This is a genomic window from Clostridium punense, assembly GCF_017874425.1.
Taxonomy (GTDB): domain Bacteria; phylum Bacillota; class Clostridia; order Clostridiales; family Clostridiaceae; genus Clostridium_J; species Clostridium_J punense.
Genome location: NZ_JAGGLL010000003.1, coordinates 198,018 through 209,990, shown reverse-complemented (window position 1 = coordinate 209,990; position 11,973 = coordinate 198,018). Strand labels below are relative to the sequence as shown.

Below are 11,973 nucleotides of genomic sequence, written 5' to 3'. Positions count from 1 at the left end.
TGTTTAAAATTAATAAGTGTATAAGTACTCCAATTAATAGATTTGATGCTAAGGATAAAATAAAAGGAGAAGCTAAATATGTAGGAGACATGGATTTTGAAGATTTATTGTATGCGAAAACTCTTAGATCAACAATGGCTAGGGCTAAGATACTAAGCATTGAGTACCCTTCGCTTCCGGAAGGATACTTTATAGTTGATAAAAATGATATTCCAAGTAAAAATAAGGTTAAAATAGTTACCTATGATATGCCATTCTTTGCTGAAGATACTGTTAACTATATAGGAGAACCTATTGCCTTAATAGTAGGAAAAGATAAGAAGATAATCTTAGATTTATTGGCAAAGGTAAAGGTAAACTATGAGGCTTTAGACCCAATATTCAATATTGAGGAATCGACTTATAAATCACCAATTTATGGAACTGATAATTTGTTTGCAGATTATAATTATAAAAAAGGTGATATACAGCAGGCTTATAAAGAAGCTTATAAGGTTTTTACAAAAGAATATGAAACTGGATATCAGGAACATATTTATCTTGAGCCACAAGGAATAGCCGCAACTTATAGTAATGGTAAGGTTAGTATTTACGGTTCAATACAATGCCCTTATTATGTAAAAGATGCAGTAGTTGAAGCTTTAGGTTTTGAAGAGAATAGAGTACAAATTATTCAAACAACTACAGGGGGTGCCTTTGGTGGTAAGGAGGAGTACCCTTCTTTAACAGGTGGACATGTAGCCTTTGCTGCTATTAAAGCTAAAAAACCAGTAATGTTAATTTTTGATAGAGATGAGGATATAGAGTGTACTACTAAGAGGCATCCATCTAAACTTAAAGTTACTATGCTAATCGATAAGAATAATAAAATCATTGGAATAGATAATGATATTAGACTAGATGGTGGTGCATACTGTGGTCTTACTAATATAGTTCTGCAGCGGGCAATGTTTGCAGCAACAGGAGTGTACAATGTTCCAAACGTGAGAGTTAGAGGAAGAGCTTTTGCCACTAATACCGTTCCAGGAGGCGGTTTTAGGGGGTTTGGGGCCCCACAAGGTTTTTTTGCTTTAGAAATGCATATGGAATATGTAGCTAATGAGCTAAAATTAACTCCTCTTGAATTTAAAAAACTTAATTTAGTGAACACAGGAGATTTTACTTCTACAGGTGGTGTTTATAGGGGTTATGTACCAACAAAAGACTTAATCAATAAAATTGAAGATATGTCGCAATACAGTAAAAAGTATGATGAGTACAGAAGTAATAACTGTCTAAAAGGTATAGGAATGTCTTTATTTTTTCATGGTGGTGGATTTACTGGCAGTGGAGAAAGAGATCATATTAAGGCAGTAGTAAAGCTAAGAAAATATAAAGATGATTCCGTAGAAATTTTAATTTCAAATGTGGAAATGGGACAAGGAACCCAAACAACTTTAAGAAAAATAGTTGCAATGGAAATAGGGATTCCTGTGGATAAAGTAATTCTATCTAATCCTGATACAGATAGGGTACCAGATTCTGGCCCTACGGTAGCATCTAGAACTATAATGATTGTGGGAAAGCTATTACAACAAGCTGCAGCTAGATTAAAACAGTGCTGGCTTTCAGGGGAAGATCAGCAAATTACTGAAAATTACAAGTTTCCACAAGGATTTTACTGGGATGACTCCAAATTTGAGGGTGATGCTTATAATGAATATTCCTGGGGAGCAAATGTTGTAGAGGTTGAGGTTAATCCTTTAACCTATGAAATAAAAGTGTTAGGTGTCTATGGGGTATTTGATGTTGGTGTAGCCATAGATGAAAAAATAATTCGTGGCCAGATAGATGGAGGCATGCTTCAAGGATTAGGTTTTGGTTCCATAGAAAAAATGGAAATAAGAAAAGGACGGTTAGTTCAAAGAACAAATACAGATTATGTTATACCAACGGCTTTAGATTTTCCTAAAATTGAAAGTGCTATTATAACCAATCCCTATGACAATGGTCCTTTTGGTGCTAAAAGTGCAGGAGAATTAACCTTTGTTGGAGCGCCAGTTGCTTATGCCCTTGCAGTCAGAAATGCCCTAGGTAAAAATATAACTGAAATTCCTGTAACTCCAGAGTATCTTATGGAGGTGATGAATAATGAATAGGATTGCATTTATATTAGATGGTAAGGAAATAGTTTTATATTGTGATCCATTAAAAAGATTAATTGATGTACTAAGAGAAGACAAGTCCATAACTGGTGTAAAAGAAGGCTGTGGTCAAGGCGAATGTGGAGCTTGCTCAGTTATAATAGATGGTAACTTAGTAAACTCTTGTCTTGTTCCTATAGGTTCCTTAAACAATTCAATAGTATTGACTATTGATGGATTTAAAGAAAGCAAGCGATTTGAAGTTCTAAGACAGGCTTATGAGGATGCCGGTTCAGTTCAGTGTGGTTTTTGTACGCCTGGGATGATTATGGCATCAGAGGCCTTATTAGCTAAAAATCCGAAACCAACTGAAGAAGATATTAGAATTGGAATTTCTGGAAATCTATGTAGGTGTACTGGATACACTATGATAGTTGAAGCTATTAAATTAGCTGCGGAAAGGGGGAAAGGACTATGGTAAAAGCCTTCACTCCTAACACCCTAGAGGAAGCTTTAGATGTTTTAAGTAAAAATCAAGTCATGATTTTAAATGGAGGAACAGACTTAATGGTGAAAAGAAAAACTTGGTCAGGGGTTGTTCCGAGTTTTGAGAAACCAGTAATGTTTATTAATAAAATTAGTGAATTAAGGAGTATATCAATTAAAAATAGGACTCTTTATATTGGAAGTGGGTGTACCTTTAATGAATTAAATAACAGCCTTATAATTCCAAAATACTTAAAAGTAGTAATTAAAGAAATTGCTTCACCAGCCATAAGAAACGTAGCTTCCATAGGTGGAAACATTTGTAATGCTTCACCAGCAGGCGACATCATTCTTCCATTATACGCACTAGACGCAAAATTAAAGCTTATGTCTAAAGAAAGGGAAAGAATAATTCCTATAAAAGAATTTATTATTGGGCCTGGAAAAACAACCATATGTTCAGGGGAAATACTCACAGAAATACTAATAGAGAACTATGATAACAAAGAGTTTTATTATCATAAATTAGGAACTAGAAAGGCTACAGCTTTAGCAAAAGCTTCTTTTATAGGGTTTTATGAAGTGGAAAATAGTACTATTAGAGATTTGAGGATAGCATTTGGTTCAGTTGGACCCGTTGTAATTAGCAATAGAGATTTAGAACTTAGTTTAGTGGGAGGTTCAATAAAAGATACTAAATTCAAAGTTTGTGAAATTGTAGGGAGATATTCAGAATTAATTAGGCCCATAGATGATGCTAGGTCAACAGCTAAGTACAGAAAGTTCGTTTCCTTGAATTTACTGAGGCACTTCTTACTTAATGAATTATCAAAATAGTAAATAGTAGTAATATAACTGATTTCATTGTTACTTAAATCAATAATAGTCTAATATTTAGAAGTAAAACTTTAATAGCATAGTAATATGCTATTTTTTTATAGTAAATTAAAAAAAATTATTTATCCAAAGTATCCTAGAAACAGTTTAATCGGGTTACTTCATAAGTACTATGAGAACTTTGGTAAGTGCATGTATGAATTAATTTTTATATAGTTATATTGATTGCTAAAAAATGAATTCACGTCAAAGTATACTAATTTTATAATCATATTTACAATCGGTATCCATTGTAGTATACTATTGTATATACAGTAGTAAAGGGGGATAAAAAATGAAGACAAATGTTAAAAAGATGATTATTACGGCTTTATTAATAGCTTTTTCAATTATAATACCAGCAATTTTCGGACCATTTTTAAGGGTGTATATTCCACCATTTTCTGCAACACTAGCATCGCATGTTCCACTGTTTGTGGCAATGTTTCTTGGACCTTTTGAAGCATTAATAGTAGGATTAGGTTCTGCACTAGGATTTTTATTCGCTTTTCCAGATCCAATAATTGCAGCTAGGGCAGCAACTCATATGGCTGTAGGGTATGTTGGAGCAAGACTTGTGTTAAAGAATTTTGGTTATGCTGCAGTTATGTCAATTACTGCTCCAATTCATGGGTTGTTAGAAGCACTAGTGGTTTATGGTATGACTAAAAACCTTTTTGTAGCTTTTGTAGTAGTTGGAGTTGGTACAGTACTTCATCATATAGCTGATAGTTTAATTACGGCACCACTTATAGCTACTTTAAGTAGAGTTTTAAAGATAGATCTTAAGTCTATTGGTGAAAAATCAAAAAAATTAGTTGCATAAATAAGTTTTTTCTTAATAATAAAAAGCAGGTGACCCCTGCTTTTTATTATTTTTTTTTACCTTTATTATTCTTATTATTTTTGTTGTCAGTTTTCTTTTTATCGCCTTGCTTTTTATTGTTGTTATTTTTAGCCATACATACTCCCCCTTAAAATTATCTATTAATAGTATATTTACTTTACTATTAATTTAGAATAAATCTTTAGCTTTTAAATATATAATGAAAATTACTTTATAATTAGGTATAATGTTTAAGTGAATGTATGTAATGAATAGAGTTTATAGATTTATAAGTTTTATATTATAAAGGAAACAAAATCAATACTCAGCTTCCACAATAATCCTGTTTAAGTTATATTAATGTTTTTGTACTGGATAAAATATATTCGTATTTTGTGTTCCTATAATATTATTATTTAAACTTTATTTTCAACTTAAAAACTAACTGAAGGAATGATTTTATGAATTTAATTACCTTAGAAAATATTTGCAAAAGTTATAGTGAAAAAACCTTGCTAGATAATATTAAACTTAATATTACTGATGAGGATAAAATCGGAATTATTGGAGTAAATGGCACTGGAAAGTCAACTCTGTTAAAGATAATTGCTGGCGTAGAAAATTGTGATAGTGGAAGTATAATAAAAATGAATGGTCTAAAAATTAACTATCTCCCACAAGAACTTGATTTTAATGGGAAAGATACAGTTATGGAGGCAGTGTTTAAGGGTGACTTAGAAGTTATGGAAACACTTCGTCAGTATGAGCGAGTTGTGGGTGAGCTTCAAACTCATTCTGGAGATAAGAATCTTCAAGAACAATTGTTTAGGCTTAATAGCAAACTGGACGCACTTAATGGGTGGCAAATTGAAAGTGAAGCTAAAAGTATCTTAACAAAATTAAATATTACTAATTTTTCTCAGAGAATGGGAGAGTTATCAGGTGGTCAGAGAAAGAGAGTTGCCCTATGTAATGTGCTTATTAGTCCTTGCCATTTACTTATCCTAGATGAGCCGACAAACCATATGGATAATGAATTAATTGACTACTTAGAAGAGCTCCTTAAGTCAAGAAAAAGTGCTGTACTTATGATAACTCACGATAGATACTTTTTAGATAGAATTACAAATAAAATTTTTGAGGTTGATAATGGTAACTTATATAGCTATGTAGGGAATTATTCGACTTTTTTAGAAAAGAAGATGGAAAGAATAGCTATGCTAGAATCCTTAGAAAAAAAGAGACAGAATCTATACAAAAATGAACTAGCATGGATTCGAAGAGGGGCACAAGCTAGAAGTACTAAGCAAAAAGCAAGAATTCAACGATTTGAAGAGATTAGAGATAGTAAAATAGAAGTTAAGGACGAGACCGTAGAAATAAATACAGCATCGTCAAGATTAGGAAAAAAAGTTATAGAAGCTTATAATATTAGTAAAAGTTATGAAGATAAAGTACTAATAAAGGACTTTACTTATATTGTGACTAAGGAAGATAGAATAGGTATAATTGGAAGTAACGGAATAGGAAAAACCACCCTGCTAAATGTTCTTGGAGGAAGACTTAAACCTACTACTGGTGAAGTAGTCTTTGGAGAGACTGTAAAACTAGGGTATTTTACACAAGAAAATACTGATATGAACCCAAATCTTAGAGTTATCGAATATATTAAAGAGGTTGCTGAATACATAACTACAGCTGATGGAAGTAAAATTACAGCCTCTCAAATGTTAGAAAGGTTTTTATTTGAAGGATCTATGCAATTTACTTTTATATCAAAACTTTCTGGTGGTGAAAAAAGAAGATTGTATCTTCTTAAAGTTTTGATGGAAGCGCCAAATGTGTTACTGTTAGATGAGCCAACTAATGACTTAGACATAGAAACTTTAACAATACTTGAGGATTATATCGACAACTTCAATGGCTCAGTTATTGTAGTTTCTCATGATAGATACTTTTTAGATAGAATCATAAATAAGGTTTTTAGTTTTGAGGGAAATGGAGAAGTACTTCAACTAGTTGGAAACTACTCTGACTATAGAGAATACAAAGAAACTGTAATTGATGAATCTATTGAAGAAAAGGTTTTAGTAGAGAAAAAAAATAAAAATCTAGAAAAAAATAAGAACGATAAGCCTATAAAATTTACTTTTAAAGAACAAAAGGAATTTGAAGAAATTGATGATAAAATAGAAGCTAAAGAACTTGAGTTAGAAGAAATTCAAGATCAAATAAATAAATGTGGAAGTGACTTCGTACTTCTCCAAGAGTTGTTAAGTTTAGAAAGTAAATTAAAGGAAGACCTTGAATTTTTAATGGATAGATGGACTTACTTAAATGAAATTTATGAACAAATACAAGCATCTAAAAAATAATTATTATTTTAAGGTTCAGAAGGTAGATGGAATCTGCCTTCTTTTTATATAATAGTTTTATAATTATATTATGTTATGTTAAGGTGAAGTGTTATGAATAGCAATAAAATTAAAGTCTCTGTTAGAAACTTAGTGGAATTTATATATAGGAGTGGTGACTTAGATAGCAGTTATAATAGTATATCTAGAGCTCAAGAAGGAACAAAAATTCACCAAATGCTACAAAAATCAATAAAAACTCAATATCAAGATAATGAAAGAGCCAAATTTTATACTGAACTTCATCTAAAGCATGAATTTACTTATGATAACCTAAATTTTCTCTTAGAGGGAAGAGCAGATGGGATTTTAGTTCAGGATGAAATTGTTACGGTTATGGAAATTAAGAGCACTAATAAAGACTTAATTCTATTAGAACCAGATTATAATTTTCTTCACTGGGCTCAAGCTAAGTGCTATGGTTATATGTACGCACTTGAAAATTCATTAACTACTATTGAGATAGAATTAATTTACTGTCATGTTGAATCCTTGGAAGTTAAAAACTTTACTAGGACTTATAGCATACATGAATTAGAGGAATTTTTAGAAGAGATAATGAGTAAATATATACACTGGGCTAATTTTACTTCAAATTGGATATCTACTAGAGATAGTTCTATAGTAGATTTGAAATTTCCTTTTGACGGTTATAGAAAAGGTCAAAGGGATTTAGCTATAAATGTATATAGAACAATTAAGGAAGGTAAAAAACTATATGCTCAAGCTCCTACAGGCATAGGAAAGACTATGTCCACCTGTTTTCCTAGTATAAAAGCATTAGGAGAAGGGGCAGGAGATAGAATCTTTTATTTGACAGCTAAAACAATTACAAGAACAGTGGCAGAGCAATCCTTAAGTATTTTAAGGGAAAAAGGCCTAAGATTAAAATCAACAACAATTACAGCAAAAGAAAAGATTTGTTTTGAAGAAAGCTGTGAATGTAATCCTGAGCATTGTGAATATGCTAAGGGTCATTATGATAGAGTAAACGAAGCGCTATTTAATATTCTAGAAAATGAAGATTGCTATTCAAGAGAAATCATTGAAAGATATAGTAAAGAGTATATTGTTTGCCCCTTTGAGTTCTCCTTAGATTTAACTTTATGGAGCGATATGGTTATCTGTGATTATAATTATGTATTTGACCCAAGAGTGTATTTAAAGAGATTTTTTATGGAAAGCAAAGAGGAGTATATATTTTTAGTAGATGAAGCTCACAATCTGGTTGATCGTGGAAGGGAAATGTTCTCAGCACAAGTTTCCAAGGAACCAATACTAAATTTAAAAAGAAAGTTAAAAGGTGTTGAACCTAAGATTTATAAACAATTAAACAAGATAAACAGCTATATGATAAAGCTAAGGAATCAATTTGAAAATAAAGTTAATTATACCCTAACGGAAGAGCCTAAAGAATTGATTAAATTATCCAAGGATTTTACCGAGGAATGTGATATCTATTTAGCTAAAAATGATGAAAAAGAATTTCATGAAGAGCTTTTAGAGGTATATTTTGAATTTTTGACCCTTCTAAGGATTAGTGAGTTTTATAATGAAGAGTATGTATCTTATGTAGAAAAGGAAGGGCAAAATATAAAACTGAAGTTATTCTGCTTAAATCCTAGGGAAATGATTAAGAATACTTTGAAAAAAGGTAGAGCTGCAATATTTTTTTCAGCTACATTATCACCTATTCAGTATTTTAAGGAGCTTCTTGGTGGTGAAGAAGGGGATTACTCTTTAAAACTTAAATCACCATTTCCTTCGAAGAATAGAAGTGTTATTATTGGAGAGAACATAAATACAAGGTATAACTATAGAGAACTTACTTATGATACCATAGTTTCATATATATATAATTTGAAGGTGGCCTATGAGGGTAATTATATAATTTTCTTTCCATCTTATAGCTATATGTTTCAGGTTTATAATAAATATATTGAAGCGTATCCGGAAGATTATGTTATTATTCAAAGTGCCACCATGGGAGAAGAGGCTAGGGAAGAGTTTTTACGATTTTTCTATGACAAGGACAAAACAGTAATAGCCTTTTGTGTTCTAGGAGGTATCTTTTCTGAAGGAATAGATTTAGTGGGAGATGCATTAAAAGGAACTTTAATTGTGGGAGTTGGGTTGCCACAACTGTGCTTTGAAAGGGAATTAATTCAACGGTACTTTAATAAGCATAACAATTTAGGTTTTCACTATGCGTACACTTTTCCAGGTATAAATAAGGTTATCCAAGGTGCAGGAAGAGTAATTAGAACAGAAGAAGATAAAGGTATTATTTGTCTTCTCGACGATAGATATTCCAGTGACCTTTACAGAAAAATTATACCTGAAGAATGGATTCCCTATGCAGAAGTTAGTAGTATTGAAGAACTCCAAATTGCGGTTAGTGAATTTAAAGAAAAAAGTATGGATTAGGTAATTCAATCCATACTTTTTATTTTAGCTAGTTACTTCTAATTTAAAATATTTATTTCTAATAAAGAAAGCAATACTTCCTACTAGCCTTAGAATTGCAACCACAACTAAGGTGTACTTAATATTTGTATTACTTAAGATTACATCTCCAACTAATGGAGCAATACACAAGCTTATACTCACGATTGTGGTATGAAAACCTATAAAAACGGCTCTATTTTTACTTGGAGAAACTTCTAACAGTGAATTCAAAAGAACAGTTACAGTCCCAGGAGTAAAAAAACCAGAGATCGTTGACACTATGGTCATGGTAATAAGGTTATTAGATATAACGAATAATAAAGGTGTTAATGCCATGCCTAAAGTAGCTACAGCCATTGCAAAGGCATTACCTTTCTTTTGAATTACTTTTCTCCAATAACCATAAGAATAAATCATTATTATAGCAGAAGCTATATTTATAATTGTAAGCCAGGTTTCATTTGCACCTAGATACTTAATTTGATATATACTAAACATAGGCCATCCCATTTGCCAACCAAAGTGAAATATTACTGAGCAAATTAAGAAATTAATAAAAGGTTTAGTGCTTTTAATTTCCTTAAACACTTCTTTAAAATTAATCTTATTCTGCACAGTTTCCGTTACTTCCTTAAGCTTTTTAAAGGTATTAATTTCAACTAAGCCTACTAGGAAGGCTAGAATAAAAAATATCTGATATACAATAATTACGGTGCCTTCAGAAAAAATATTAGAGATTAAACCTAAGGTTTGACCTATAATAAAAGTAAATAATATTTGAGCTATAGTTGAATATTTACTTCTTGTAGTGATAGCTACTGGAATAGTATCTTGGGTAAAAATATCTCCTACATAGCTCTGAAGGGAAGTGACAGATACTGATTCTGGAAAGTTCATTAAGCTAATTAAAATAACAAAGGTTAAAGGTCTTATAGCACTCGGCAGAAAGGGCACTAAAGCAAATAAAACTAAAAACATTCTACTAAAGTAAAAAGCCCTACTCATGCTTTGTTTTTTATTTTGAATTCTACTTATTAAGATTAGTCCTGGAATTGTGGCTAACACTGCAACAAAGCCAGGAAGTGCATTATATAATGCCACATGGGACTCTGTTCCACCTAATCTAAAGATAAATTTTGTAGCAAAGGTTTTATAAAGTTCATTAACGATTGTAAACAATACTCCATTTAAGGTGTAGTAATATATATTGTTTTGTTCTAAATTAAGTTTTCGCTTTTTATTAAATCTTTTAAATCCAATAAATAATCTACTAGACTTTTTCATTTCTGTCTTCCCAACCATAAATATCCCCCTAAATAATAAGCAATATTACTGTTTTTCTTCTTCCATAGATGCGTTAAAAAGTATATTTAAGTATTTCTCGAAATTTTCTTTATCTTCACTACATACTTCCTTTAAAGAGTTATCAATAAATTTGCATCTTTCAATTAAAACATTATCTAGTATTTTATTTCCCTTCTCTAAGGGGATAACTCTTACAATTCTTCTATCCTTTTGATCTTTAATCCTCTTAACTAATTGATTCTTTTCCATTCTATCAATTAAATCTGTTATAGTACTTGGTGCTTGTTCAAGATAACTACTAATTTCACTTATAGTGATCTCTTTATTCTTTATAATCAATTGTAGTGCATCAAATTGAGCAGGAGTGATATCGTAGTCTTCTAGTATAACTCTCCCTCTTTTTCTTATATTAAAGCATACTTTTCTAAGTAAAAATTCCAATTGTTCAACTTGGCTATCGTTGTAAAGCCCCATAAAAACACTCCTATTATAATAATATTTCGACTCTCGAATTATTATACACCTGATTGAATTTTTAGTCAAATAGGTGAAGAATGATTATTATATTATTTCAGATTTATTTGGAATAATTAAAATATTAAAGGTTAAAACTTTAATGTAAATATTTATAAAAAGGAGAGTTGTCTATGAAAGAATTAAAAGTAGGAGATCAAGCACCTAACCTTGAACTAAATAACCATAGAGGAGAAAGGGTTAGTTTAGAAGAACTAAAAGGAAAACGAGTTTTACTTTCTTTTTATCCAGTTGCATTTACTCCTGTGTGAGAAAATCAATTAAAAGCTCTGGATGAGCATTTTAATATATTTACAGAAAACAATACTTTGGTTTATGGCATAAGTATTGACTCTCAGTATACTCAAGCAGCATGGTATAACCATCTTGAACTTAAAAATATTCAGCTTTTAGCCGATTTTTGGCCTCATGGAAAAGTAGCATCAGATTATGGGGTATTCAGAAGCAATGATGGAATTAGTGAGAGAGTAAATATATTAATCGATGAAGAGGGTAAAATTAAATACACTAAGTTATATGATTTAGGCACTTTACCAGACATAAATGAAATCTTAGATCAAATAAAAGGATAAGTTTATAAAAGCTAATAAAATTAACTTATAATATAAAAATAAGTGAAGAGTAGGATTTAATCTCTTCACTTATTTTTATATTAGATTTTTATGTACTATTCAGGTGTTGCTAAAGAACTAAGACATTCATGACATATGTTTTTTCCTTTGAAGTTTTTAATATCTCTTGCATTACCACAGAATATGCAAGCAGGCTCATATTTTTTAAGGATAATTTGATCTCTATCAACATATATCTCCAAAGCATCTTTTATTTCAATATCCAGTGTTCTTCTTAATTCTATTGGGATTACTATTCTTCCTAGTTCATCTACTTTTCTAACTATTCCTGTTGATTTCATAATGTTCCTCCTAGTGTAATTATTAGTGAGATTATAATACCTTTACTA

10 protein-coding genes are annotated in these 11,973 nt (G+C 30.9%); 7 read left to right on the top strand and 3 right to left on the bottom strand.

Translation table 11 applies throughout. The features are described from left to right. The first annotated feature begins 8 nt into the window (after nt 1-8). The 6 genes from J2Z44_RS03110 (at nt 9) to J2Z44_RS03085 (ending at nt 9,152) form a co-directional block, all read left to right on the top strand. Nucleotides 9-2,138, top strand: a complete 2,130-nt coding sequence (locus J2Z44_RS03110) for a xanthine dehydrogenase family protein molybdopterin-binding subunit (RefSeq protein ID WP_162830936.1) — start codon at nt 9-11, stop codon at nt 2,136-2,138. Further along, on the top strand, nt 2,131-2,604 hold the full coding sequence (locus J2Z44_RS03105; RefSeq protein ID WP_021282708.1) for a (2Fe-2S)-binding protein: 474 nt from the start codon (nt 2,131-2,133) through the stop codon (nt 2,602-2,604). The genes J2Z44_RS03110 and J2Z44_RS03105 overlap by 8 nt, the downstream gene beginning before the upstream one ends. Continuing rightward, nucleotides 2,598-3,446 (top strand): FAD binding domain-containing protein, encoded by an 849-nt coding sequence (locus J2Z44_RS03100; protein WP_021282709.1) that lies wholly within the window; start codon nt 2,598-2,600, stop codon nt 3,444-3,446. The genes J2Z44_RS03105 and J2Z44_RS03100 overlap by 7 nt, the downstream gene beginning before the upstream one ends. A 334-nt stretch (nt 3,447-3,780) precedes the next feature. After that, on the top strand, nt 3,781-4,311 hold the full coding sequence (locus tag J2Z44_RS03095; protein WP_021282710.1) for a hypothetical protein: 531 nt from the start codon (nt 3,781-3,783) through the stop codon (nt 4,309-4,311). Between the two features lie 461 nt (nt 4,312-4,772). After that, nucleotides 4,773-6,686, top strand: coding sequence for an ABC-F family ATP-binding cassette domain-containing protein (locus J2Z44_RS03090; protein WP_021282712.1), 1,914 nt, complete (start codon nt 4,773-4,775; stop codon nt 6,684-6,686). Between the two features lie 93 nt (nt 6,687-6,779). Continuing rightward, nucleotides 6,780-9,152, top strand: coding sequence for an ATP-dependent DNA helicase (locus J2Z44_RS03085; RefSeq protein WP_021282713.1), 2,373 nt, complete (start codon nt 6,780-6,782; stop codon nt 9,150-9,152). 24 nt (nt 9,153-9,176) lie between these two features. Here the strand turns inward: J2Z44_RS03085 and J2Z44_RS03080 are convergent, their stop codons facing one another. Both J2Z44_RS03080 and J2Z44_RS03075 read right to left on the bottom strand, forming a co-directional pair. Next, nucleotides 9,177-10,475 carry an MFS transporter gene (locus J2Z44_RS03080; RefSeq protein WP_021282714.1) on the bottom strand — a complete coding sequence of 433 codons (1,299 nt, stop codon included), beginning with the start codon at nt 10,473-10,475 and terminating at the stop codon, nt 9,177-9,179. A 27-nt stretch (nt 10,476-10,502) separates the two neighbouring features. Further along, nucleotides 10,503-10,952, bottom strand: a complete 450-nt coding sequence (locus J2Z44_RS03075; RefSeq protein ID WP_021282715.1) for a MarR family winged helix-turn-helix transcriptional regulator — start codon at nt 10,950-10,952, stop codon at nt 10,503-10,505. Nucleotides 10,953-11,125: 173 nt separating this feature from the next. Here J2Z44_RS03075 and J2Z44_RS03065 point away from each other — a divergent pair, with 173 nt between their 5' ends. Next, nucleotides 11,126-11,584 carry a redoxin domain-containing protein gene (locus tag J2Z44_RS03065; RefSeq protein ID WP_242833398.1) on the top strand — a complete coding sequence of 153 codons (459 nt, stop codon included), beginning with the start codon at nt 11,126-11,128 and terminating at the stop codon, nt 11,582-11,584. Nucleotides 11,585-11,679: 95 nt separating this feature from the next. Here J2Z44_RS03065 and J2Z44_RS03060 read toward each other — a convergent pair whose 3' ends face one another. After that, on the bottom strand, nt 11,680-11,925 hold the full coding sequence (locus J2Z44_RS03060; RefSeq protein WP_021282718.1) for an AbrB/MazE/SpoVT family DNA-binding domain-containing protein: 246 nt from the start codon (nt 11,923-11,925) through the stop codon (nt 11,680-11,682). Between the last annotated feature and the right edge of the window lie 48 nt (nt 11,926-11,973).